Origin of the sequence: Micromonospora sp. NPDC047707 (assembly GCF_040704235.1) — a bacterium.
Taxonomy (GTDB): Bacteria; Actinomycetota; Actinomycetes; order Mycobacteriales; family Micromonosporaceae; genus Micromonospora.
The window spans coordinates 22,857-45,256 of record NZ_JBEYSU010000039.1; the positions used below are offsets into that span (position 1 = coordinate 22,857).

Annotated in this window: 24 protein-coding genes; 12 read left to right on the top strand and 12 right to left on the bottom strand. The window is 72.4% G+C overall.

Features of this window, described 5'->3' with window-relative positions; translation table 11 throughout:
• Window positions 1-46: 46 nt before the first annotated feature.
• Window positions 47-730, bottom strand: coding sequence for a phosphoribosylformylglycinamidine synthase subunit PurQ (purQ, locus tag AB0873_RS27805; protein ID WP_155329436.1), 684 nt, complete (start codon window positions 728-730; stop codon window positions 47-49).
• Window positions 727-990 (bottom strand): phosphoribosylformylglycinamidine synthase subunit PurS, encoded by a 264-nt coding sequence (purS, locus tag AB0873_RS27810; protein WP_366603340.1) that lies wholly within the window; start codon window positions 988-990, stop codon window positions 727-729. The genes purQ and purS overlap by 4 nt, the downstream gene beginning before the upstream one ends.
• 393 nt (window positions 991-1,383) lie before the next feature.
• Here purS and AB0873_RS27815 point away from each other — a divergent pair, with 393 nt between their 5' ends.
• Both AB0873_RS27815 and AB0873_RS27820 read left to right on the top strand, forming a co-directional pair.
• Complete coding sequence (locus AB0873_RS27815; RefSeq protein ID WP_155329438.1) at window positions 1,384-2,067, top strand: DUF1986 domain-containing protein; 684 nt, start codon at window positions 1,384-1,386, stop codon at window positions 2,065-2,067.
• Between the two features lie 24 nt (window positions 2,068-2,091).
• A complete protein-coding gene (locus AB0873_RS27820) occupies window positions 2,092-2,658 on the top strand; it encodes a YbjQ family protein (RefSeq protein WP_155329439.1) in 567 nt (188 codons plus the stop codon).
• Window positions 2,659-2,804: 146 nt separating this feature from the next.
• On the opposite strand, the gene purB is transcribed toward AB0873_RS27820, so the two are convergent.
• The 3 genes from purB to AB0873_RS27835 all read right to left on the bottom strand — a co-directional run bounded on the left by purB (window position 2,805) and on the right by AB0873_RS27835 (window position 5,704).
• Entirely contained in the window at window positions 2,805-4,229 is a 1,425-nt protein-coding gene (purB, locus tag AB0873_RS27825) for an adenylosuccinate lyase (protein ID WP_366603341.1), read from the bottom strand.
• Between the two features lie 186 nt (window positions 4,230-4,415).
• A complete protein-coding gene (locus AB0873_RS27830; RefSeq protein WP_155329441.1) occupies window positions 4,416-5,144 on the bottom strand; it encodes a GntR family transcriptional regulator in 729 nt (242 codons plus the stop codon).
• A 17-nt stretch (window positions 5,145-5,161) separates the two neighbouring features.
• Window positions 5,162-5,704, bottom strand: a complete 543-nt coding sequence (locus AB0873_RS27835; protein WP_155329442.1) for a UTRA domain-containing protein — start codon at window positions 5,702-5,704, stop codon at window positions 5,162-5,164.
• Window positions 5,705-5,944: 240 nt separating this feature from the next.
• Here AB0873_RS27835 and AB0873_RS27840 point away from each other — a divergent pair, with 240 nt between their 5' ends.
• Both AB0873_RS27840 and AB0873_RS27845 read left to right on the top strand, forming a co-directional pair.
• On the top strand, window positions 5,945-6,334 hold the full coding sequence (locus tag AB0873_RS27840) for a hypothetical protein (RefSeq protein ID WP_366603344.1): 390 nt from the start codon (window positions 5,945-5,947) through the stop codon (window positions 6,332-6,334).
• Window positions 6,331-6,819, top strand: a complete 489-nt coding sequence (locus tag AB0873_RS27845) for a hypothetical protein (RefSeq protein WP_366603346.1) — start codon at window positions 6,331-6,333, stop codon at window positions 6,817-6,819. Before AB0873_RS27840 ends, AB0873_RS27845 begins: the two co-directional genes overlap by 4 nt.
• A gap of 38 nt (window positions 6,820-6,857) precedes the next feature.
• Here the strand turns inward: AB0873_RS27845 and AB0873_RS27850 are convergent, their stop codons facing one another.
• A complete protein-coding gene (locus tag AB0873_RS27850) occupies window positions 6,858-7,457 on the bottom strand; it encodes a hypothetical protein (protein WP_155329445.1) in 600 nt (199 codons plus the stop codon).
• A 96-nt stretch (window positions 7,458-7,553) separates the two neighbouring features.
• On the opposite strand from AB0873_RS27850, the gene AB0873_RS27855 reads away from it, so the two are divergent.
• On the top strand, window positions 7,554-8,759 hold the full coding sequence (locus AB0873_RS27855; protein WP_155329446.1) for a PKD domain-containing protein: 1,206 nt from the start codon (window positions 7,554-7,556) through the stop codon (window positions 8,757-8,759).
• On the opposite strand, the gene AB0873_RS27860 is transcribed toward AB0873_RS27855, so the two are convergent.
• Window positions 8,729-10,021, bottom strand: coding sequence for an acetyl-CoA C-acetyltransferase (locus AB0873_RS27860; protein WP_366603348.1), 1,293 nt, complete (start codon window positions 10,019-10,021; stop codon window positions 8,729-8,731). The two genes, AB0873_RS27855 and AB0873_RS27860, sit on opposite strands and share 31 nt — an antisense overlap.
• 55 nt (window positions 10,022-10,076) lie before the next feature.
• On the opposite strand from AB0873_RS27860, the gene AB0873_RS27865 reads away from it, so the two are divergent.
• The 3 genes from AB0873_RS27865 to AB0873_RS27875 are packed head-to-tail and all read left to right on the top strand — an operon-like array spanning window position 10,077 to window position 13,190.
• Window positions 10,077-11,465: a 3-oxoacyl-ACP reductase gene (locus AB0873_RS27865; RefSeq protein ID WP_366603350.1), complete on the top strand. Its 1,389-nt coding sequence runs from the start codon at window positions 10,077-10,079 to the stop codon at window positions 11,463-11,465.
• On the top strand, window positions 11,465-12,529 hold the full coding sequence (locus AB0873_RS27870) for a MaoC/PaaZ C-terminal domain-containing protein (RefSeq protein WP_366603352.1): 1,065 nt from the start codon (window positions 11,465-11,467) through the stop codon (window positions 12,527-12,529). Before AB0873_RS27865 ends, AB0873_RS27870 begins: the two co-directional genes overlap by 1 nt.
• 55 nt (window positions 12,530-12,584) lie before the next feature.
• Complete coding sequence (locus tag AB0873_RS27875) at window positions 12,585-13,190, top strand: DedA family protein (protein ID WP_366603355.1); 606 nt, start codon at window positions 12,585-12,587, stop codon at window positions 13,188-13,190.
• A 32-nt stretch (window positions 13,191-13,222) separates the two neighbouring features.
• Here the strand turns inward: AB0873_RS27875 and AB0873_RS27880 are convergent, their stop codons facing one another.
• Entirely contained in the window at window positions 13,223-13,861 is a 639-nt protein-coding gene (locus tag AB0873_RS27880) for a TetR/AcrR family transcriptional regulator (RefSeq protein ID WP_196255793.1), read from the bottom strand.
• A 70-nt stretch (window positions 13,862-13,931) separates the two neighbouring features.
• Here AB0873_RS27880 and AB0873_RS27885 point away from each other — a divergent pair, with 70 nt between their 5' ends.
• The 4 genes from AB0873_RS27885 to AB0873_RS27900 all read left to right on the top strand — a co-directional run bounded on the left by AB0873_RS27885 (window position 13,932) and on the right by AB0873_RS27900 (window position 18,609).
• Window positions 13,932-14,384 carry an SCP2 sterol-binding domain-containing protein gene (locus AB0873_RS27885; RefSeq protein ID WP_155329451.1) on the top strand — a complete coding sequence of 151 codons (453 nt, stop codon included), beginning with the start codon at window positions 13,932-13,934 and terminating at the stop codon, window positions 14,382-14,384.
• Window position 14,385: 1 nt separating this feature from the next.
• Entirely contained in the window at window positions 14,386-15,600 is a 1,215-nt protein-coding gene (locus tag AB0873_RS27890; protein WP_366603357.1) for an acyl-CoA dehydrogenase family protein, read from the top strand.
• A gap of 98 nt (window positions 15,601-15,698) precedes the next feature.
• The gene (locus AB0873_RS27895; protein ID WP_366603359.1) at window positions 15,699-17,261 is read left to right on the top strand and encodes an AMP-binding protein; all 1,563 of its coding nucleotides are present in this window, start codon (window positions 15,699-15,701) and stop codon (window positions 17,259-17,261) included.
• Between the two features lie 22 nt (window positions 17,262-17,283).
• Window positions 17,284-18,609 (top strand): MFS transporter, encoded by a 1,326-nt coding sequence (locus AB0873_RS27900; RefSeq protein WP_366603360.1) that lies wholly within the window; start codon window positions 17,284-17,286, stop codon window positions 18,607-18,609.
• Here AB0873_RS27900 and AB0873_RS27905 read toward each other — a convergent pair.
• The 4 genes from AB0873_RS27905 to AB0873_RS27920 form a co-directional block, all read right to left on the bottom strand.
• Complete coding sequence (locus tag AB0873_RS27905) at window positions 18,600-19,418, bottom strand: hypothetical protein (protein ID WP_366603361.1); 819 nt, start codon at window positions 19,416-19,418, stop codon at window positions 18,600-18,602. The two genes, AB0873_RS27900 and AB0873_RS27905, sit on opposite strands and share 10 nt — an antisense overlap.
• Window positions 19,419-19,431: 13 nt before the next feature.
• Window positions 19,432-19,947, bottom strand: a complete 516-nt coding sequence (locus AB0873_RS27910) for a SigE family RNA polymerase sigma factor (protein WP_155333963.1) — start codon at window positions 19,945-19,947, stop codon at window positions 19,432-19,434.
• A 99-nt stretch (window positions 19,948-20,046) separates the two neighbouring features.
• Window positions 20,047-21,294 (bottom strand): phosphoribosylamine--glycine ligase, encoded by a 1,248-nt coding sequence (gene purD / locus AB0873_RS27915; RefSeq protein ID WP_366603362.1) that lies wholly within the window; start codon window positions 21,292-21,294, stop codon window positions 20,047-20,049.
• An 83-nt stretch (window positions 21,295-21,377) separates the two neighbouring features.
• The gene (locus tag AB0873_RS27920; protein WP_366603363.1) at window positions 21,378-22,106 is read right to left on the bottom strand and encodes a hypothetical protein; all 729 of its coding nucleotides are present in this window, start codon (window positions 22,104-22,106) and stop codon (window positions 21,378-21,380) included.
• Window positions 22,107-22,400: the final 294 nt, after the last annotated feature.

Here is a 22,400-nt window from a genome sequence, read left to right on the forward strand (position 1 = left end):
GGGCCGCCCGTCGGGCGGGTGAGCCGACCGATGATGCCGCGCACGGTCACGCCGGGGCCCCCACCAGGTGCTTGAGCACCGAGGTGAAGAAGCCGAGGCCGTCCAGGGAGGGGCCGGTGAGCGCCTCCACCGCGTGCTCCGGGTGCGGCATGATGCCGACCACGTTGCCGGCGGCGTTGGTGATGGCGGCGATGTCGCGCTGGGACCCGTTGGGGTTGCCCCCGACGTAGCGGGCGACGACCCGGCCCTCGGCCTCGAGCTGGTCCAGCGTCGCGGTGTCGGCGACGTAGCAGCCCTCGCCGTTCTTGACCGGGATGAGCACCTCCTGGCCGGGCTGGAACGCGTTCGTCCACGCGGTGCCGGCCGACTCGATCCGGAGGACCTGGTCGCGGTTGCGGAAGTGCAGGTGCTGGTTGCGGGTCAGCGCGCCGGGCAGCAGGTGGGCCTCGCAGAGAACCTGGAAGCCGTTGCAGATGCCGAGCACCGGCAGGCCGCCCCGGGCGGCGTCCACGATCGTCTCCATGACCGGGGCGAACCGGGCGATCGCACCGCACCGCAGGTAGTCGCCGTAGGAGAAGCCGCCGGGCAGGACGACCGCGTCCACCCCGTGCAGCTGCGGGTCACCGTGCCAGAGGCGGACCGGCTCGGCTCCGGCGATCCGGACGGCCCGGGCGGCGTCCCCGTCGTCGAGCGATCCGGGGAACGTGACCACACCGACCCGGGCGGTCACGAGCGGGCGTCCACGGTCTCGTCGGCCTCGACCAGGCGGACGGTGAAGTCCTCGATGACCGGGTTGGCGAGCAACTTGTCGGCGATCTCCCGAGCGCGGTCCAGGTCCGGTTCACCGGCGAACTCGATCTCGATCCGCCTGCCGATCCGGACGGAGGCGACGTCGCTGACGCCGAGCCGGGGCAGCGCGTTTGCGACGGCCTGGCCCTGCGGATCGAGGATCTCGGGCTTGAGCATGACGTCGACGACGACGCGAGGCACTGGGCACTCCTGACTGTGTACGCAGTTGGGTGCCGACCCACTACGGGCGAGCGCAGCCAGCCTACCTGGCAGATGCCGCCTCGGACGCACCGGCCGTACGCGGTTCAGGCAGTGATCGACATTGTCAGCGCGGGGGGCCGGAGACCGATGCGGGTTCGTTGCCGTCCCGATGCGGTTCCGTTGCCGTCCGACCCCGTTCGCCCGCCTTTGCCCGGTCAGGCATCACGCCACGATTCAATTGAAGCTTTTCGATGAAACACTTGTGAACCGCATCTCAGAGCCCTACCGTACATCGTCAGATGTCGATGGAAGTCCCCGGCCGGCGAGCCACCCGAGCCGTCGGCCGGCAGGCCAGACCCGGTGAACCCGGGCCAACCCCGAAGGAGCCCTCACATGCGCATCCGATCCCTGGTCGCAGTCCTCGCCACCGCGGTGGCCGGCGTGCTCGGCGCCAGCTCCGGCGCCGTCGCCAACCCGACACCCACGCCCTACATCATCGGAGGTGGCTACGTCTCGTCGGCGCCGTGGGCCGCCGCGGTGTTCAGCAACGGCTCGTTCACCTGCTCGGGCACGATCATCGCCCCGCAGTGGGTGCTCACCGCCCGGCACTGCCTCGGCGGGACGATGTCCGTCCGGGTCGGCAGCGTCTACCGCTCCTCCGGCGGGGTCACCCGCACCGTGAGCGCCACCTACGGCCGGTACGACCTGGCCCTGATGCGGCTGTCCAGCTCGGTGAGCACCAGCTACGTCACGCTCGCCAGCAGCAACCCGCCGATCGGCTCGACGAACTCGATCTACGGCTGGGGCATGACCTGCTACAGCGGCTGCTCCGCCTCCAGCCAGCTCAAGACCGCCAGCGTCCGGGTCACCAGCAACAGCGCCAGCGACGCGTACGGCGGGCAGGCCATCCGGAGCACCCGGATCAACGGCAACGCGTGGCGGGGCGACTCGGGCGGCCCGCAGTTCTACAACGGCCGCCAGGTGGGCGTCGCCTCGACCGCCGACGGCTCCAGCATCCAGAACTACGGCAGTGTCGCGTACAACCGGGCCTGGATCACCTCGGTGGCCGGTGTCTGACGGTTAGCGCCTCGGGCGGCGCGGATGGTCGGCGGAGCGCCGGCCGTCCGCGCCGCGCGGTTTTTCAGCATCCGACCAGGTGAACAGGGCTCACGTTGGGCCCCACGATCGGCTGACAGCATCGGAAACGTGCTGGTCGTGACGACGGATCAACTTCCCGGCTACGAGATCCGCCAGATCCTCGGCGAGGTGGTCTCCTCGATGGCCAGGACGCGGAACCCGTACCGCGAGGGCGTGAAGAACCTGCGCGGCGGCGCGTACGACCCGATGGCGCCGGACAACCTGACCCGCTGGCGCACCGACTCGGTGGCCCGGCTCGGTGAGGAGGCCCGCCGGCTGGGCGCGAACGCGGTGATCGGCATGCGGTTCGACAGTCGGGACTGCGGCGAGATGTGGATGGAGATCTGCGCGTACGGCACGGCGGTGATCGTCGTACCCAAGGTCCCCGACGTCATGCCCCCCGACCAGCCCCTGGTCGCCGCGGAGACCGCCCACGAGGGCGAGTTCGCGGAGGAGCCGGGCGGCATCGCCGAACCAGCCAGCGCCCCGAACCTCCGCACAGCCGCCGAAACCCCCACCCGCGACTCCTGACCCCCACCCCACCCCAACGGCGTTGATCATGAAGTTAGCGGGTGATTTGGAGATCGACTCACCCGCTAACCTCATGATCGACCGGGACGGGCGGGTGGGGGCCGGGATGGGCGGGTGGGGGCCGGGAAGGGTGGGGTGGGGTGGGGTCAGAGGATCGGGGGTGGGGTGTAGGTGGCCGCCTGCGGGTGGGCGGCCGCCACCTCGGATACGCGGGTGACCACCGCCTGGACCTGGGCCGGGGCGGCGCCGACGAAGGCCCGCCGGTCGGCGACCAGTTCGTCGATCTCGGCCCGGTTCAGGCCCAACCGGCCGTCCGCCGCGAGGCGGTCGAAGAGGTCGTTCTCGGGGGCGCCCTTCTCCCGCATGGCGAGGGCGACGGCGACCGCGTGCTCCTTGATCACCTCGTGGGCAACCTCGCGACCCACACCCCGCCGGACCGCCGCCACCAGGATCTTGGTGGTGGCCAGGAACGGCAGGAAGCGCTCCAGCTCACGGTTGATCACCGCCGGGTACGCCCCGAACTCGTCCAGCACGGTGAGGAACGTCTGGAACAGCCCGTCGGCGGCGAAGAAGGCGTCCGGCAGGGCCACCCGGCGCACCACCGAGCAGGACACGTCGCCCTCGTTCCACTGATCGCCGGCCAGCTCGCCGACCATCGACAGGTAACCCCGGATGATCACCGCGAAGCCGTTGACGCGCTCCGACGAGCGGGTGTTCATCTTGTGCGGCATGGCGCTGGACCCGACCTGACCCGGCTTGAAGCCCTCGGTGGCCAGCTCCTGGCCGACCATCAGGCGGATCGTGGTCGCCAGCGACGACGGCCCGGCCGCGACCTGCGCCAACGCCGAGAGCACGTCGAAGTCGAGCGAGCGCGGGTAGACCTGCCCGACGCTGTTCAGCACCCGGTTGAAGCCGAGGTGCTCGGCGACCCGCCGCTCCAGCTCGGCGACCTTGTCGGCGTCGCCGTCGAACAGGTCGAGCTGGTCGGCGGCGGTGCCCACCGGGCCCTTGATCCCCCGCAGCGGGTACCGGCCGATCAGGTCGTCCAGCCGCTCGTACGCGATCAGCAACTCCTCGGCGGCCGACGCGAAGCGCTTGCCCAGCGTGGTCGCCTGCGCCGCGACGTTGTGCGAACGACCGGTCATGACCAGGTCGGAATGCTCTACGGCGAGCCGGGCGAGGCGGGCCAGGGTGGCGACCACCCGGTCCCGGATCAGCTCCAACGACGCCCGCACCTGGAGCTGCTCCACGTTCTCCGTGAGGTCCCGGGAGGTCATCCCCTTGTGCACGTGCTCGTGCCCGGCGAGGGCACTGAACTCCTCGATGCGGGCCTTCACGTCGTGCCGGGTGACCCGCTCCCGCTCGGCGATCGAGGCGAGGTCGACCTGGTCGAGCACCCTCTGGTACGCCTCGACCACCCCGTCCGGCACGGCGACGCCGAGGTCCCGCTGTGCCCGGAGGACGGCGAGCCACAGCCGCCGCTCCATCCGGATCTTCTCCTCCGGGGACCACAGGGCAGCCAGTTCGGGCGAGGCGTACCGGTTGGCGAGCACGTTGGGGATCGTCGTCACGTACCGCATTCTCCCGTACGCGCCGGCGGCGGCCGCGGGGGTCTCCGGACCGGCGCGGGTCGCGTCACACCTCCGGAACGTCGTGCACGGTCGCGGTCACCACGAGGGTCTTCGTCTGCGTGCCGTGGGCGTTGCTGGCAGTCGCACGCGCAGGTCTAACCCAGTCGGCCGGAAGGCCGTGGCAGGTCAGGTGCTCTGCGTCAGAGCATCCTGGTCGTAGTGCAGCTCATGCAGGTGGCTGCCCTTGACGAGAACCGAAACCTCGACCGGGCGACCATCGACCGAGCGGATCACCCGCAGCTGACGCAGCACTGGTACGTACGGCGGCAGGTCGAGCTCCTCGATCTCCTCCGTCGTGGGCATCCGTGCCGACACACGGTCGCGCATGTGCTGCTGCGGATAGCCGAGGTCCGCCAAGAGCCTTGGCGCTCCGCCCCTGATCTTGCGATGCTCAGCCAGCTCGGTGCCCCTGGCGATGGCCGCCGGATAATACGACCAGGACAGTTCGACCGGCTCGTCGTCGTGCAGGAGCAGCCGATGCCGCAGGATGGCTCGCTCGCCTTCGGTCAACTCCAAGCCGTGCGCCACCTCGCCTGGTGGCACGACCTCCGCCACGGAAAGGAGGCGATAGGCGTAGCCCTCGGGCGAAGGGGTGACGTATGCCGACGCCTCGACAGCCAGCGGCCGCCTCCGCCGGACGTAGACGCCCCGACCGACCTCGCTGTAGACAGCGCCCTCCGCTTTCAGCGCGCCGAGGGCGCGCTGCACCGTCGCGGTGGCAGCGGAATACAGCTGCACGAGCGTCGGGATCGACGGCAACTGCGACCCCGGAGCAAGTTCGCCGGACATGATGCGGGACCGGAGGTCGGCCGCGATCTGCTCATGGCGCGGGCGGCCATCGGTTCCGCTGGCCATGTCAGGCTCCCGCTCCGTCAGTCGATCGACAGCTCGTATCGTAGGCGCCGGCCCCACGGCACCATCGTCATGATGCTGACCTCGACCGGTACGCCTTCTTCCGTGCTCAGCACACGGGTGAGGCCCAGTGCCCAATCGTGACCGGTCAGGTCGAGCATGCGCCGCTCGGCCGCGTCGGGCTGACGCGTGTAGACGTCTTCCCGTACTCGCTTCGGACGATAGCCCAACTCAGCGAGCAGCCTGACGGCCCCACCGCGGATCTTCCGCTGCTCGGCAAGGGCGGTATCGCGGGCGATGGAGATTGGGTAGTACGAGTCGGTCAACTCCACCGGCTGACCGTCCAGCAGCATCAACCGGCGTCGGACGATCAGGCGATCGCCCGGTTCCAGGCGAAAAATTTCAGCCACCTCGGCGACCGGCACCACTTCACGCACATCGAGCAGTCGCTGCGTGCCAATTCCGCCTTGCCCCGCGGCATCGGCGCCCCATGCGTCGCCACCATGAGCATCATCCGGCCGGACGTAGGGCATCGAGACACTGAGCCACTGACGTTCGCCCATCTTCGCCTCCTTGCCGACTCCGTCGGCAAGGGTATCCATCCCCCTTTACCCTCACGGCGTCACATCCTTGCTGCCTTATTAGATAAGCAGTAAGGTTCTCGATGCGCGTCCGATGGCGCGCAGTGGCCCCTGACGGGGCGGGCGTATGCCTGTCGTTCGACAACGGCACCCTGACCGCCGCACTCGCCTTCGGCGGTGGGGACGCCGTGGGCGCCCGCCCCCGCTAAACGGGAGTGGGAGATGGGTGTGTACCGATCCGCGGTCAGCCGGTCCTGGCACCGCGAGGTGGCGGAGGCCGAGGCGGCACGCGAGATCCTGGCAAGCCACGTACCTGATCGGGAAAGCGGCTTCTGCGCGGTCTGCCTGGTCCCCGGGCCCTGCGGTCCGGCCAACGCGGCGGCAAACCGCCTGGTGGACCTGGGCCGCCCGGTGCTGCCCGCTCGCCAGCCGCGCCGCCGGCGGGCCGGCTGGCGGGACTGGTTCGGGTCGGCGACGGCAACTCAGGGACGGACCTCGACGCAGACGAGGACTACAGCGCAGCCGCCGCGCCGCGCGCCGCTGCTCACGTTCGTCTGGCTCATCCGGCTCGGTGCCGCCCCTACCGATCCGAACGCCGCGGTCACGCCGTGACCGCACTCCCCGGGCTGCCGTTCCGCGTGGGCGACGTGGTCGAGCTGGCCGAGCAGCACTACTGCTACGGCCTCGGCACCCTGACCCTGCGGGTGGTCAAGTTGGGCCGGCGGGAGCGACACAGCGACGGCCTCTGGATCCACCTGCGTGGCGTCGAACTCGGCGACCCGCGCGGCCCGCGCCAGAGACGGGTGCTCGCCCGCATCGACGCCGTCCGGATCAAGCCGGAGCCGTGCCCGATCGCGCACGTGCCGGTCCGGCCGGACTGGTGCTGCGCCGGCTGCGGGCAGGCCTGGCCATGCCCGGACCGCCGGCAGCGCCTGCTCGACCGGTACGCCAGGGACCGCCCCGCGCTCGGCGTCTACCTGGGCATGCAGTTGGCCGACGCGGTGTCGGATCTACGTCACCTGCCGGTCGAGGCGCTGTACGCGCGGTTTCTCGGCTGGCTACGCGACGGCGACGGCGCGGTGTCGACCGACGGGTGACGTCAGCAGATCCGGATAGCGGTTCCGTCAGGGCGACGTCACACCTCCGGGACGTCGTGCACGGTCGCGGTCACCACGAGGGTCTTCGTCTGCGTGCCGTGGGCGTTGCGGACCGTCAGCAGGTAGGTGTGCCGCTGGACGTCGCCCTCCGACCCGGAGCAGGGGAAGTTCAGGGTCTCGCTGCCGGTGGGCGGGTAGTTGTCGGCGTACACGCCCGGGCCGTCGACGGACAGGGCGACGGAGTCGACGTTACTGGCCTTCCACTCGAGGACGACCGACGTGCCGGCGATCGGGTTGGCGCTGGTGCCCGCTGGGCAGGACGGCTGCTGCGCGACCCGGAAGTAGGTGATGGACGGGCCGGTGCTCGTCGTCGACCCGGCGCCGGACTTCCCGCCGCTGCTGCCGGTGCCGCCCGTCGCCCCCGTGCCGGTCGGGCCACCGCCGGCCGGTTGCCCGCCCGCCGTCGTGCCGGGAGCGGATGTGCCCGGTCCAGACGTCGGCACTCCGCCCGGGGTCTCGGTGACCGAGGTCGTGGCGCTGGACTCCGAGGTGCTCGTGCCTGCGGACCCGCAGCCGGCGACCGCCAGCGCGGCGACCAGGGCGACGACGGTGGTGCGGAGCAGGGCTGGACCGGACATGACCACTCCCCTCGCGAGACCCCGTCACCGGTGAGGTCCGGGCGGGCTGCGTCCACGGTAGGAACGGTCGGCAACACCGGTCGGCCGCCAGGCGCCGTGCTGCCGTCCTCCACGATCTACGGCTGGAACGGCACCCGGATGACCCTCGCGGCGTTCCGTACGGCGTCGGGTCAGGCCGCACACGACCGCGAGAGTGACAACAACGTTGACAAGCGGGACTCGGCGAACTCGGCAGCCCCCGGGTACCAGACCACCGACGAGTGGGGCGTCGCGCGCGTCGACGACTGGGCCGTACCGAACACCGGCGCCAGTCCGACTTCGTACGCCGACCGCGGCGCTACCGAGTTGGTCCGCTATCCCAGCGCCCAGCTTCGTGCGGTCCTGAATCTGGCCGCCGACTCGGTGCAACTCGACGCCTCGGCGTCGCAGCCCGGCAGCGCGCTGATCGCCTCGTACCGCTTCACGTTCGGCGACGGCACGACCGTCACCCAGACGTCGCCGAGGATCACCCATCGCTACGCCAAGCCGGGCAACTACCACGTCGCCGTCGACGTCATCGGCACCGACAACCGCTCGACCAGCGCCGGCAGGGACGTGAGCGTGCTGCGGCGGCTCGCGACGGTGGGCCTGCTCGCCGTGGGCAACCAGCGCTACGTCGGGCGCGACCCGAAGTCCGGCGGTCCGCTGGGGCCGAACCGGACCACGCTGGACTCGACGGCGGAGTTCGACGTCGCCGACGCCGGCAACGGCCAAGTCGCCCTCTTCTCGCGGGCCGATCAGGGCTACCTCACCACGGACGCCACGGGTAGTGCGGCGTTGACGCCTGGGCTTCCCACCGTGACCACGCCGCAGCGGTTCACGATGCAGCAGAACAGCGACGGCACCGTCAGTCTCAAGTCCGCCGCCAACGGCCGGTACGTCAGTACCAACGCCTCCGGATCGTTGATCCCGAGCGCGACGGCGGTCGGGCCCGCAACGAAGTTCTACCGGGCGAATGTCGCCGATGCGAACAAGTCGCTCCGACAGGCGATCGTCAGGCGCTTCGTGACGGCCGACCCGGCGGGTACGAAGCCGCTGATCGCGAACAGCACCACCGCCGGCAGCAACGAGCGGTTCGACCTCGTCGACCTGGGTGGTGGACGGGTAGCCCTGTTCGCCCACGCCAACCGCCGGTTCGTCGTGGCCGACGCGGCGGGCACACGACCGCTGATCGCGCGCACCACCGCCGTCGGCTCGGATCTCCGTGGCGGGCGCCGGTTCCTCGTTTCCGGTCAGCGCTCCAGGATCGCGGTCACGCCCTGACCACCGGCCGCGCAGATCGAGATGAGGCCCCGGCCGCCGCCCTTCTCCGCGAGCAGCTTGGCGAGCGTCGCCACGATCCGGCCGCCGGTGGCCGCGAAGGGGTGCCCGGCGGCCAGCGAGGAACCGTTGACGTTCAACCGGTCCCGGTCGATCGCGCCGAGCGGGGCGTCCAGTCCCAGCCGGTCCTTGCAGAACTCCGGCGACTCCCACGCGGCCAGGGTGGCCAGCACCTGCGAGGCGAACGCCTCGTGGATCTCGTAGTAGTCGAAGTCCTGGAGGGTCAGGCCGGCGCGGGCCAGCATCCGCGGCACGGCGTACGCGGGTGCCATCAGCAGCCCCTCGTCGCCGTGCACGAAGTCGACGGCGGCGGTCTCCGACCAGGTGAACCACGCCTGCACCGGCAGGCTGTGCTCCCGCGCCCACTCCTCGCTGGCGAGCAGCACGGTGGAAGCGCCGTCGGTCAGCGGCGAGGAGTTGCCGGCGGTCATGGTGGCCCGGTCGGCGTCCGGACCCTTCGTCCCGAAGACCGGCCGGAGGCCGCCGAGCTTCTCCAGGGTGGTGTCCGGCCGCAGGTTCTGGTCGCGGGTCAGCCCGAGGTACGGCGTCATGAGGTCGTCGAAGAAACCCCGCTCGTACGCGTCGGCGAGCCGCTGGTGCGACCGCAGCGCCAGCTCGTCCTGGGACCGCCGGTCGATCTGCCACCGGACGGCGGTGCGGGCGGCGTGCTCCCCCATCGACAGCCCGGTGCGCGGCTCGGCGTTGCGCGGGATGTCCGGCCGGAACGGCTGCGTCGGCCGGAGCCGCGCGGCGATCCTCAGCCGCTCGCCGAGGGTGCGGGCGCCGTTCAGCTTGAGCAGCGTGCGGCGCATCTCCTCGTTGACGGCGAGCGGCGCGTCCGAGGTGGTGTCGACGCCACCGGCGATGCCGACGTCGATCTGGCCGAGGGCGATCTTGTTGGCGACCAGGATGGCCGCTTCCAGGCCGGTCCCGCAGGCCTGCTGGACGTCGTACGCGGGGGTGTGCGGGTCGAGCTTCGAGCCGAGCACCACCTCGCGGGTGAGGTTGAAGTCCCGCGAGTGCTTCAGCACCGCCCCGGCCACCACCTCGCCGACGCGCTGGCCGGCCAGCCCGTAGCGGGCCACCAGCCCGTCGAGCGCCGCGCCGAGCATGTCCGAGTTGGACGCCTCCGCGTACCGCGAGTTGGAGCGTGCGAAGGGAATGCGGTTGCCGCCGATGACCGCGACCCGCCGGATGTTCTGCACGATCCCGCCTCCTCGAAAGGCTTGCTCTCAACCTACTCGCCAGTAGGCTACGCCTATGACCGACAGGTACGCGAGCTTCGTCCAATCGGGGGCCGGCCGCGCGCTGGTCAAGCGCCTCGGGCTGCCCGACCCGCCGCGCCTGCGCCGGCACCGCCCCGGCGACCCGCTCCTCCCCGGGCCCGTCCTACTCGGCGCCGCCGCCGGTGCCCGCCTCGTCGAGCCGGTCGGCAAGATCCTGACCGCCGCCGGGGTCGAGCTGCGCGACCCGGCCGCCGTCGAACCGGCCGGGGACACGTCGGCACAGCCGGCCCCGGCCAGCGCACGCTTCGGCGCCCTGGTGTACGACGCCACCGGCATCACCGACTCGACCGGGCTCCGCCAGCTGTACGACTTCTTCCACCCCCATGCCCGCTCGGTGCTGCCCAGCGGGCGGGTCATCGTGCTGGGCACCACGCCCGCCGAGTGCCCGTCGCCCCGGGAGGCCACCGCGCAGCGGGCCCTGGAGGGGCTGACCCGCAGCATCGGCAAGGAGTTCGGCCGGGGCGTCACCGCCCAACTCGTCCACGTCACCCCGAGCGGTGACGCGAGCACGCTCACCAGCCTCGACGCCACCCTCCGGTTCCTGCTCTCCGGCCGGTCCGCGTACGTGTCCGGGCAGGTGGTCCGGATCGGCACCGGGCGGGCGGAGCCGCCCGCCGACTGGGACCGCCCGCTGGACGGGCAGATCGTGCTGGTCACCGGCGCGGCGCGCGGGATCGGCGCGGCACTGGCCCGGGTCCTCGCCCGCGACGGCGCCCAGGTGGTCGCCCTGGACATCCCGGCCGCCGGCGACGAACTGGCCCGGGTGGCCAACGAGATCGGCGGGACCGCCGTCCAGCTCGACCTGACCACCCCGGACGCGCCGGCCCGGCTCGCCGAGCACCTGGCAAGCCGGCAGGGCCGGGTCGACGTGGTGGTGCACAACGCCGGCATCACCCGGGACAAGACCCTCGGCCGGATGGACGTCGACCGCTGGGACTCGGTGCTCGACGTCAACCTGTCCAGCCAGGAGCGGATCAACGACGTGCTGCTGGAGCGTGAGCTGATCCCGACCGGCGGGCGGATCGTCTCGGTCTCCTCGATCGCGGGGATCGCCGGCAACCGCGGGCAGACCAACTACGCCACCAGCAAGGCCGGCGTGATCGGCCTGGTGGAGTCGCTCGCGCCGGCGCTGAGCGGCCGCGGGATCAGCGTCAACGCGGTCGCCCCGGGGTTCATCGAGACCCGGCTGACCGCCCGGATCCCGCTGATGCTGCGCGAGGCGGGCCGGCGGATGAACAGCCTGTCCCAGGGCGGCCTGCCGGTCGACGTGGCCGAGACGATCGGCTGGCTCGCCTGGCCGGCGAGCGGCGCGGTGAGCGGCAACGTCGTCCGGGTCTGCGGCCAGAGTCTGCTGGGGGCGTGATGGCGGGCCCGAAGGAACCATCCGACGACCTCACCGTCGACGAGCTGATCGAGGGTCCCACCCAGGTCATCCCCGAACGCGACCTCGCGGCGCCGCACCCCGGCGGCCACGACGTGAGCCTCGAGTCGACCCACGACCTGTCGGCGCTCGCCGACGACCGGACGCACGACCTGACCGCGACCGCCGCGCGGGTCGTCCGGTCCCGCGTCGAACTGGCGCAGATGCCGGCGGCGGGGGCGCTCTACCGCCGGGCGCTGCTCGGCGCGCTGCCCGGCCGCCGCGGCCGGCGCGCTCCGCAGCCGCCGTCGGTCGAGCTGGCCGTCGCCGAGGTCGCCGTCGACCGGAGTCACCTCGCCGCGTACGACCGGGTGTGCGGGTTCCGGCTCACCGACCGGCTGCCCGCCACCTTCCCGCACATCATGGGCTTCCCGCTGGCGCTGCGCCTGATGACCGCCCCGGACTTCCCGATCCCGCTCACCGGCGTGGTCCACGTCGGCAACCGGATCACCGTCCACCGGCCGATCCGCGCCGACGAGACGCTCGACTTCACCACGTACGCCGAGAACCTGCGCCCGCACGACCGGGGCCGGCAGGTGGACGTGGTGCTGGTGGGTTCGGTCGGCGGCGAGGAGGTCTGGCGCGGCGTGTCCACGTACCTCGGGAAGGAGCGCACGCCCGGCGGCGGCGAGCGGCGCGACCGGGCCGAGCCGACCCCGGCGCCGGCCGCCTCGGCCCGCTGGCGGGTCGAGCCGTCGGTCGGTACGGCCTACGCGCGGGTCTCCGGCGACCACAACCCGATCCACACCTCGCGGCTCGGCGCGCGGCTGTTCGGGTTCCGGCGCCCGATCGCCCACGGCATGTGGAGCAAGGCGCGCTGCCTGGCGGCGCTGGAGCCCCGGCTGCCGGACGCCTACACGGTCGACGTGGCGTTCAAGCTGCCGCTGCCCCTACCCAGCACGGTCAACTTCAACAGCACCCCCACCGGAAACTTCGCCATCCACGACTCCCACGCCCGCCCACACCTGCTCGGCACGGTCCGGGCGGAAGGAAGGGCCCCCTCTTAACGCCTTTTGCATAGGAAGGGCCCCTTCTTAACAGCCCGGCCCCGAGCATGGGGGCATGGAGTCCGTGCTCGACCTGCTGCGACAGACGGTCACCTCACCGTGGGTGTACCTGCTGATCTTCGCGCTCACGGCGGTCGACGCGGTCGTCCCGATGGTGCCCGGCGAGGCGGTGGTGATCGCCGCGGCCGTGCTCGCCACGAGCGGCCAGCCGGAGCTGGTGGCGGTCTGGGTGTCCGCCGCGCTCGGCGCGATCGCCGGGGACCATGTCTCATACGAGATCGGACGCGGCGGCGGCGCGCGGCGGCTCGCCAACTTCCCGGCGGAGAGCCGGCGTAGGGCCAGCTTGGAGTGGGCCCGCCGGGCACTGGACCGGCACGGCGGGATGATCCTCACCACCGCGCGCTACGTCCCGGGCGGCCGGACGGCGGTCACGCTGACGATGGGTGCGGTCCGCTACCCGCGGCGGTCGTTCCTGCTGTACGACGCGATCGGTGGGGTGACCTGGGCGCTGTACTGCGTGCTGCTCGGCTATTTCGGCGGGATCACCTTCGAGCGGGACCCGCTCCGGGGCGTCCTGGCCGGCCTGGGCGTGTCGGTGGTGGTGACGGTGCTGATCGAGGCGGTGCGCCGTGCCCGCCGCCGGACCACCGCCCGCGGCTGACGGGCGCGGCGCTGTTAAGAAGGGGCCCTTCCTTACTGCTCGGGTGGGCGCCAGGTGGTGCCGTGCAGGAGTTGGGCGGCGCCGACCCAGGCGACGTTCATCATCCGGGTGGCGGTCTTCTCCGGGTCGGCCTCCGCATGGTCGGCGAGCCAGTCCGCGAGCGACTCGGTCGCGCCCACCAGGGCGTACGCGACCACCTCCAGCTCGGCCTCGGTCACCTCGCGGCCCTCGGCGCGCAGCGCGTGGTCGAGCATCCCGGCGACCACCTCGACCATTCGGGCCCGCATCGCGGCGAGCTCCCCGGCGAACGGCTGCTCACCACGGGCCTGCCGGTAGAGCACGGCCCAGCCGTCCCGGTGCGCGCCGACGAAGCCGAAGAAGGCGCGCAGCCCGCGCCAGAGCCGCTCGTCGGCCGGCAGGTCGGGGGCGGCGGCACCGGCGATGGCCTGCATCATCCGCGTCCCCTCGCGGTGCAGGCAGGCGACGAAGAGCTCTTCCTTGGTGCCCAGGTACGCGTACACCATCGGCTTGGAGATGCCGGCGTCGTCGGCGATCTCGTCCATGCTGGCCGCGTGGTAGCCCCGTCGGGAGAAGACCTTGACCGCCGCGTCGAGCATCTGCTGCTCACGGACGGCCCGCGGCAGTCGTTTGAAGGTGGGGGTGCTGGACACCCTTGCGAGCATACCTACTCGTGCGTAGGGTTACGCACGAGTAGCCAATTCCCCCGGAAGGTGTCGCCTGATGACTGACTTCGACCCGGCCAACTTCGCCAACGTCGGCCCCAAGGAGTTCGCGCAGCTGGTCAAGTCCACCCCCGACGACAAGATCGCCGAGGTGATGTCCGGCGACCTGCGCGGCAAGATCCTCAGCGAGGTCTTCGGCCGGATGCCGCAGCTGTTCCGGGCCGACCGGGCCGGCTCGACCAACGCGGTCATCCACTGGAACATCACCGGCCGCCCCGACGGTGGCACCGACACGTACGAGGTCGTCATCGCCGACGGCACCTGCACGGTCAACGAGACCCCGCAGCACGACCCGAAGCTCAGCCTCACCATGGGCCCGGTCGAGTTCCTCAAGACCGTCTCCGGCGGGGCCAACCCGGTCATGATGTTCATGACCGGCAAGCTGAAGGCCAAGGGCGACCTGGGCCTTGCCGCCAACATCGCCAACCTGTTCGACATCCCCAAGGGCTGACATGGCCGAGTTCTCGCTCGACCTGACCGAGGAACAGCGGGACCTACGCGACTGGGTGCACGGCTTCGCAGCCGAGGTCGTGCGCCCGGCCGCGGCCGAGTGGGACGCGCGGGAGGAGACTCCCTGGCCGATCATCCAGGAGGCCGCCAAGGTCGGCCTCTACGGCTTCGAGTTCCTCGCCACCTGCTGGGCCGACCCCACCGGGCTCTCGCTGCCCATCGCCAGCGAAGAGCTCTTCTGGGGTGACGCCGGCATCGGCCTGAGCATCTTCGGCACCGGTCTCGCCGTCGCCGCCATCTACGGCGCCGGCACCCCCGACCAGCTCGTCGAGTGGGTGCCGCAGTGCTTCGGCGACATCGACTCGCCCGCCGTCGCGGCGTTCTGCACCAGCGAACCCGAGGCGGGCTCCGACGTCGGCGCGATGCGCACCCGGGCCGTCTACGACGAGGCCAGCGACGAGTGGGTGCTGCGCGGGCAGAAGGCGTACGCCACCAACGGTGGTATCGCCGGGGTGCACGTCGTCACCGCCTCGGTCGACCCGGAACTCGGGTCGCGGGGGCAGGCGGCGTTCGTCGTCCCGCCGGGCACCGCCGGGCTCAGCGCGACCCGCAAGCTGCGCAAGCTGGGCCTGCGCGCGTCGCACACCGCCGACGTCTTCCTCGACGACGTACGGCTGCCCGGGCGCTGCCTGCTCGGCGGCAAGGATGCCCTCGACGAGCGGCTGGCCCGGGCCCGGTCCGGGCAGCGCGCCTCCGGTCAGGCCGCGATGCGCACGTTCGAGCTGTCCCGGCCCACCGTCGGCGCGCAGGCGCTCGGCGTGGCCCGGGCCGCCTACGAGTACGCGCTGGACTACGCGAAGGACCGGATCCAGTTCGGACGCCCGATCATCGAGAACCAGGCGGTCGCGTTCGCGCTGGCCGACATGAAGATGGAGATCGACGCGGCCCGGCTACTGGTCTGGCGCGCCTCCTGGATGGGGCGCAACAACCGGCCCTTCACCGCCGGCGAGGGATCGATGTCCAAGCTGAAGGCCGGCGAGGTGGCCGTCGCCGTCACCGACAAGGCGGTGCAGCTGCTCGGCGGCGCGGGTTTCCTGCGCGACCACCCCGTGGAGCGCTGGTACCGGGACGCCAAGATCTACACCATCTTCGAGGGCACCTCCGAGATCCAGCGGCTCGTCATCTCCCGCGCCATCTCCGGCGTCCAGATCCGCTGAGCCGCGCCGGCCCGGCCGGTCCGCGGCTGCACCGTTCGTCGAGGAAGGGCCCCCGGGTTCCGGGGGCCCTTCGCGTACCGCCGAAGGAGGCCAGTGGCATGGACCTGCCGTTCGTCGTCGCCACCCTGACCCGCCGCGGACTGCTCACCCCCGGCCGGCCGATCCGGGTCGCCGCCCAGCTCAACTCTCTGCGCCGGTGGGGCTGGAGCCTCGCCGGCGAGCTGCGCCAGGCCGCCGCCCGGGATCCGGGCCGCACCGCGCTGATCGACGAGCAGGGCGCGGAGCTGACGTACGCGGAACTGCTCGACCGGTCCGAGGCGCTGGCCCGGGCGCTGCGCGCGGCGTACGGCCTCCACGCCGGGGAGCGGATCGGGGTGCTCTGCCGCAACCACCACGGCCTGATCGAGACGATCGTCGCCGCCACCCTGCTCGGGGTCGACGCCGTCCTGGTGAACACCGGGCTCTCGGCGGCGCAACTCGCGACCGTCGCCGAGGAGCAGCGGCTGCGGGCACTGGTGCACGACGACGAGTTCGCCGAGCGGCTCCTCGGCCTCCCCGACGAACTTCCCCGCCTCGACGAGCGGGCCCGCGAGAAGTTGACCGTCGACGCCCTGCCCGGCTCGCTGACCCCGCCCGAACGCGACGGCCGGATCATCGTCCTCACCTCGGGCACCACCGGCGCGCCGAAGGGCGCGCGGCGGCCCACACCGAACGGCTTCGGCCCGCTGGTCGCCATCATCGACCGCATCCCGCTGCACGTCCGGGACCGGGTGCTGATCGCCGCCCCGATCTTCCACACCTGGGGCTTCGCCGCCCTCCAGGTGTGCTTCGCGCTGCGCGCCACGATCGTCCTGCACCGCCGCTTCGACCCGGCCGCCACGCTCGCCGCCCTCGTGACGCACCGGTGCGACGCGCTCTTCGCCGTACCCGTCATGGTGCAGCGACTGATGGAGGTGCCGCCGCCGGACCCGAAACCCCGGCTGAAGGTCGTCGCGGTCAGCGGGTCCGCGCTGCCCGGCGGCCTCGCCACCGCCTTCATGGACACGTACGGCGACGTCCTCCACAACCTGTACGGCTCCACCGAGGTCTCCTGGGCGTCCATCGCCGGCCCGGCCGAACTGCGCGCCGCCCCCACCACCGCCGGCCGGCCCCCGCACGGCACCCGCGTGGCCATCCTCGACGAGGCCGGCGAGCCGGTGCCGCGCGGCCGGGTCGGCCGGATCTTCGTCGGCAACGAGATGCTCTTCGAGGGCTACACCTCCGGGGCGGACCGGGAACGCCACGACGGCCTGGTCGACACCGGTGACCTGGGCCGGATGAACACCGACGGCCTGCTCTTCGTCGACGGCCGCGCCGACGACATGATCGTCTCCGGTGGCGAGAACGTCTTCCCGTCCGAGGTGGAGCACCTGCTCGCGCAGCTACCCCAGATCCGCGAAGCAGCCGTGATCGGCGTGCCGGACGCCGAATACGGGCAGCGGCTCGCCGCGTTCCTCACCCTGCACCCCGGCGAGACGCTCGACCCGGACGCGGTCCGCGAGTACGTACGGCACTACCTGGCCCGCTTCTCGGTCCCCCGGGACGTCGTCTTCGTGAAGTACCTGCCGCGCAACGCCACCGGAAAGGTGCTCACCCGCGAACTGCGCCGCTACTACGAATGACCGCCCTCTACGCTCGGTCATCATGATCCCCGCCGGGCGTCGCCGCCGTACGCCGTTGCTGCTGGTCGAGGCGGCGACCCTGCTCTCGGCCACCGGCAACGGGGTGGCCATCGTGGCGCTGCCGTGGCTGGTGCTGGAACGCACCGGCAGCGCCACGGCGGCGGGCGTCGTCGCGGCGGCGAGCGGCCTCCCGCTGCTGCTGTCCAGCCTCGTCTCCGGCACGGTGGTCGACCTGCTGGGGCGCCGGCGGACCGCACTGGTCTCCGACGCGCTCTCGGCGGTCTCCGTCGCCGCGATCCCGCTCGTCGACGTCCTGCTCGGGCTGAACCTCGGCTGGATCGTCGCGCTGGCCGTGCTCGGCGCGGTCTTCGACCCGGCCGGCCTCACCGCGCGGGAGACGCTGCTGCCCGCCGCGGCGCAGGCCGCCGGGTGGCGGATCGAACGGGCCAACGGCGTGCACGAGGCGGTCTTCGGCGTCGCCTTCCTGGTCGGCCCCGGCCTCGGCGGCCTGCTCATCGCCACCGTCGGCCCGAGCGCGACGTTCTGGGTCACCGCCGCCGGCTTCGCGCTCTCCGTCGTGCTGATCGCCGCCGTCCGGCTGCCCGGCGCCGGTCGGCCCGAACGTCCACCGAGCGGCGTGTGGCGCGGCACCACGGAGGGCCTGCGTTTCGTCTGGCGGGACCCGCTGCTCCGCACCATCGCCCTGATCACGATGGTGCTGGTCGCGCTCTACCTGCCGGTCGAGGGCGTACTCCTGCCCGCCTGGTTCGTCGCTCAGGGGGAGCCCGCCCGGCTCGGCACGGTCCTGATGGCCATGAGCGCCGGGTCGGTCGTGGGCGCCCTCGGCTCCGGCGCCGCCGGGCGGCTGGTACACCGCCGGACGCTCATCGCCGTCGCGCTCGTGATCACCGGCGTGGCCCTGCTCGGGCTCGCGTTCCTGCCGGCGTACCCGGTGCTGCTCGCCGCCGCCGCGCTCGTCGGCCTCGCGTACGGGCCGGTGAACCCCCTCGCCAACTACGCGATGCAGACCCGCACCCCGGAACACCTGCGCGGCCGGGTGGTCGGGGTGATGACCTCCTTCGCGTACGCCGCCGGCCCGGCCGGCTACCTGCTCGCCGGCCCGCTGGTGGAGTGGCTCGGCCTACGGACGGCGTTCCTGGTGCTGGCCGGCGCGCTGCTCGTGGCGGCCGTGGCCGCCGCACCGCTGCCAGTGCTGCGGGCGCTGGACGAGCCACCCCGATACCCGCCCGCCCCGCCCGGCGGGACGACGTGGCGGACCGAGGGGCCCGTCCCGCTGGGCGAGCAGTGGACACCCTCGGCCCATCGCGACCCACCCGGTCAGGGGTAGAGCGTCAGCGCCGGCGCCCGGCCGATGGCGATCATCTGTTCGCCGGTCAGCAACGGTTCCCTGGCGGTGACCGTCGTAGCGGTGCCGTTGCCGGCCGGCTTGATCCGACCGTTGCTGGTCACAACGGACACCAGCGTGCCGTCCGGACGGAACACCGACACCGACAGCTGGATCAAGCCATCACCGAGCGGCATGCGACTGAACACCGAAATCGACCCGTCGGAATGGACCATCCGGTTGCAGTTACGCGAGTCCGGCGCGAACTCGCACGTCGCCTCGTCCCTGGCCGGTCGCGGAGCGACCCGCACCATGAACCATCCGGCTGACTCTCCCTGCCGCAGCTCGCCGCCCGCCTCGTACTCCCGGTAGCTCGGGTGGTACCGGAACTGGGGCGCGCTGCACCGCGGCTGCACCGACTCGACCGAGACGCCGTCCGGCAGCTGGGACGCCACCACCTCCCGAAGCGCGGCGGACAGGCGGCCGACCCCCTCCGCCGGTGTCTCCGTCGGACGGGGACGGACCGTGTCGTGCGACTGCAGCGGCGGCTGCGGGCCGCTGGCCTTCGGGGTCACCGAGTCGCACAGCGGCGTGCCGACGGCCGACGCCGACGCAGCGGGTGGCGGGCCGGCGGCCGGCGTTCCGGCGGGACCGACGAGCATCGCCGGCACCGCCAGGACGGCAGCGACGGCGGCGGCCGCCCCGGTGCCGGCGACCGTCCACGCCCGGTGCCGGCGTCGCCGCGCGTCGGCGCTGATCAGATCCTCCACGTCGATCCGGGTCGGCGGTGCCGTGCCAACGGCCGCACGCATCCGTTGGGAGAGTTCATCCACGGCTTCTCGCCTCCTCCGCTGGGCCCGGCGCTCGGAGCCGTTCACGCAGCGCGTCGATCGCCCGGGCCGTCTGGCTCTTCACGGTGCCGGCGGTGCAACCCAGCTCGCGGGCGGTCTCCTCGACCGAAAGGTCGCAGAAGTACCGCAGCACGAGCACCGCGCGGCGACGCGGCGGCAGCTCGGCCAGCAGGGCGAGGAGGGTCAGCCGGTCCGCGGTGCCGTCGCTGCCCGACCGGACGGCGGCGTCCGGAACCTGCGCCCAGGCGGCCTCGCGCCGCCACGGTCGGCGGCGCTCGTCCAGCCAGACCCGCAGGAGGGTACGCCGGAGCCACGCGTCCGGGCTGTCCATGACAGACACCCGCCGCCAGTGCCGCAGCAACTTGACCAGGGCCGTCGACGCCAGATCGTCGGCGGTGTGCCAATCACCGCAGAGCAGGTACGCCGTGCGGCGCAGCGGCTCCAGCCGGGCACCGACGTACTCGCGGTAACCCTCGATGTCGACGGGCAACCCCGTCACCTCCTCGCCTCACGACTCAAACGGAGGCGACGAGGGTCCGGGTTGCCCGGGGCGGGCGACTTTCTCGGAAGGCGCCACCGGCGGCGGGCGTCAGGCCGGGATGGTGATCCGGCCCTCGACGGCGGCGGCGGCGATGTCGGTGCGGTGGTGCGAGCCGGCCAGCTCGATGCCGCGTACCAGCTCGTAGGCGGCGTCCCGCGCGGCGGCCAGGTCGGAGCCGGTGGCCGTACCGCAGAGGACCCGGCCCCCGGCGGAGCGCAGGGTGCCGTCGGCGTCGCGACGAGTGCCGGCGTGGATGACGCCCGGGCGGTCGGCGCCGGCGATCACGTCGCCGGCGCGTGGCGTCGCCGGGTAGCCCTCGGCGGCGACCACGACGGTGACGGCGGCGCCGTCCCGCCATCGCAGCGGCGGGTGATCGGCCAGCGTGCCGGTGGCCGCGGCGTGCAGCAACCCGGCCAGCGGCGTCTCCAACAGCGCGAGGACCACCTGCGTCTCCGGGTCGCCGAAGCGGGCGTTGAACTCGATCACCCGCGGGCCGGACGCCGTGATCGCCAGGCCGACGTAGAGCAGGCCGGCGAACGGGGTGCCCCGGCGGCGCATCTCCGCCAGCGTGGGGTGGACGACGTCACGCATCACCTCGTCGACCAGGCCGGGCGGGGCCCAGGGCAGCGGCGCGTACGCCCCCATGCCGCCGGTGTTCGGGCCGGTGTCGCCGTCGCCGACCCGCTTGAAGTCCTGCGCTGGCAGCAGCGGAACGGCCGCCTCGCCGTCGGTGACGACGAAGAGCGACACCTCCGGGCCGGCCAGGTACTCCTCGATCACCACCCGGCCGCACTCGCGCGCGTGCTCCTCGGCGCTGGCGCGGTCGTCGGTGACGACGACGCCCTTACCGGCGGCGAGGCCGTCGTTCTTGACCACGTACGGCGCGCCGAACGCGTCCAGGGCGGCGGCGACGCTGTCGGCGTCCGTGCAGGTGTACGCGCCGGCGGTCGGCACCCCGGCGGCGGTCATCACGTCCTTGGCGAACGTCTTCGAGCCCTCCAGCCGGGCGGCCTCGGCGGACGGGCCGAAGACGGGGATGCCCTTGGCGCGTACGGCGTCAGCGACTCCCGCGACCAGCGGCGCCTCCGGCCCGACGACCACCAGGTCGACGCCGGTCTCCACGGCCAACGCCGCCACCGCCCCCGGATCGGCCGCCACCACGTCCCTGATGTCGGCGAGCGCGGCGATGCCCGGATTCCCGGGAGCCGCGATCAGCGTCTGAACGGCCGGATCGGCGGCGAGGCCGAGCGCGAGCGCATGCTCCCGCCCCCCACCACCAAGAAGAAGAACCCGCACGCGCCCGATCCTACCGACCCCCCACCCCGCCCCGTTGATCATGAAGCCAGCGGGTGAGTTGATCTCCAGATCACCCGCCAACCTCATGATCGACGCGCGCGGGCGGTGGTGATCGCGTTGCGGACGGTCCAGGGGATGTAGGCCGGGTCGAGGGTGTCCTGCCAGGTGAAGCGGAGGATCGTCCAGCCGGCGTTGACCAGGCGGTTCTGCCGGCGGCGGTCGGCAAAGATCGCGTCCGGGGTGCCGTGCGGGCCCCTGCCGTCCGCTTCGGCGATCACCCTGGAGGCGCGCCAACCCAGGTCACCGACGCCGAGCAGGTAGCCGTCGCCGTCGCGGACCTCCAACTGCAGGACATCGGGCGGCACCCGGCCGTCGACGCAGCGCAGTCTCGCCCTCGTCTCCAGTGGGGACTGGGCCCGCCCGTCCGCCTCCGCAAGGTAGCTCCGTGCTGCGACCGCTCCCCGCCGGCCCCGGATGAGGCGAGGGATGGCGAGCAGGTCATCGTCGGCGACATGTATCTCGCTGCTCTGCGGCAGGCCGGCGATGCCGTGCAGCTCCGCGGCCGTTCCCAGCACGGCGTGGGCGTGCGGCCCGAGCGACAGCAACGCGGCGCGGATCTCACATCGCCGAGACACCTCGACCTGAGGATCACGGCCGACGAGGTAGACCGCACGCGCAACCGGCCGCCACCGACCAGCCCCGGCCAGCCAGTCGATCTCGTTTCGGCTGAACCCGATCCGTAGCGCCTGCGCCCGGGTGATCAACCCGTCCTGCAGCCCCAGAATCCTGCCCAGCACCTCGTCACGATCCACGGAACATGACGGTGGACCACATTCACTCCGACCGCGAGACCCTGTGGATAACCTCGACCCTCCTGTGGACAACCCACGCCGCGCCCTGGTTGATCATGGAGTTAGCGGGTGATTTAGAGATCAACCCACCCGCTAACTCCATGATCAACACGGGTGACCCCGGGGGGTGGGGGGTGGGGTGGGGGTGGGGGCGGCAGCTGGGTTAGTAGTGCGTGCGCCTGGTGGCGCGACCCTGAGCGGGCGAAAATCGGGCTGGGGCCGTCCGGCTGACGTCGTTTCCTCTTGGCGCTGTCC

Excerpts from the sequence above, each read along its gene's own strand:
- AB0873_RS27815 (WP_155329438.1), top strand. The coding sequence starts at position 1,384 with ATGCGCATCCGATCCCTGGTCGCAGTCCTCGCCACCGCGGTGGCCGGC.
- AB0873_RS27820 (WP_155329439.1), top strand. The coding sequence starts at position 2,092 with ATGGTCGGCGGAGCGCCGGCCGTCCGCGCCGCGCGGTTTTTCAGCATC.
- AB0873_RS27830 (WP_155329441.1), bottom strand. The coding sequence starts at position 5,144 with ATGGCCAGCGGAACCGATGGCCGCCCGCGCCATGAGCAGATCGCGGCC.
- AB0873_RS27835 (WP_155329442.1), bottom strand. The coding sequence starts at position 5,704 with ATGGGCGAACGTCAGTGGCTCAGTGTCTCGATGCCCTACGTCCGGCCG.
- AB0873_RS27840 (WP_366603344.1), top strand. The coding sequence starts at position 5,945 with ATGGGTGTGTACCGATCCGCGGTCAGCCGGTCCTGGCACCGCGAGGTG.
- AB0873_RS27850 (WP_155329445.1), bottom strand. The coding sequence starts at position 7,457 with ATGTCCGGTCCAGCCCTGCTCCGCACCACCGTCGTCGCCCTGGTCGCC.
- AB0873_RS27865 (WP_366603350.1), top strand. The coding sequence starts at position 10,077 with ATGACCGACAGGTACGCGAGCTTCGTCCAATCGGGGGCCGGCCGCGCG.
- AB0873_RS27870 (WP_366603352.1), top strand. The coding sequence starts at position 11,465 with ATGGCGGGCCCGAAGGAACCATCCGACGACCTCACCGTCGACGAGCTG.
- AB0873_RS27875 (WP_366603355.1), top strand. The coding sequence starts at position 12,585 with ATGGAGTCCGTGCTCGACCTGCTGCGACAGACGGTCACCTCACCGTGG.
- AB0873_RS27885 (WP_155329451.1), top strand. The coding sequence starts at position 13,932 with ATGACTGACTTCGACCCGGCCAACTTCGCCAACGTCGGCCCCAAGGAG.
- AB0873_RS27890 (WP_366603357.1), top strand. The coding sequence starts at position 14,386 with ATGGCCGAGTTCTCGCTCGACCTGACCGAGGAACAGCGGGACCTACGC.
- AB0873_RS27895 (WP_366603359.1), top strand. The coding sequence starts at position 15,699 with ATGGACCTGCCGTTCGTCGTCGCCACCCTGACCCGCCGCGGACTGCTC.
- AB0873_RS27900 (WP_366603360.1), top strand. The coding sequence starts at position 17,284 with ATGATCCCCGCCGGGCGTCGCCGCCGTACGCCGTTGCTGCTGGTCGAG.
- AB0873_RS27905 (WP_366603361.1), bottom strand. The coding sequence starts at position 19,418 with ATGCGTGCGGCCGTTGGCACGGCACCGCCGACCCGGATCGACGTGGAG.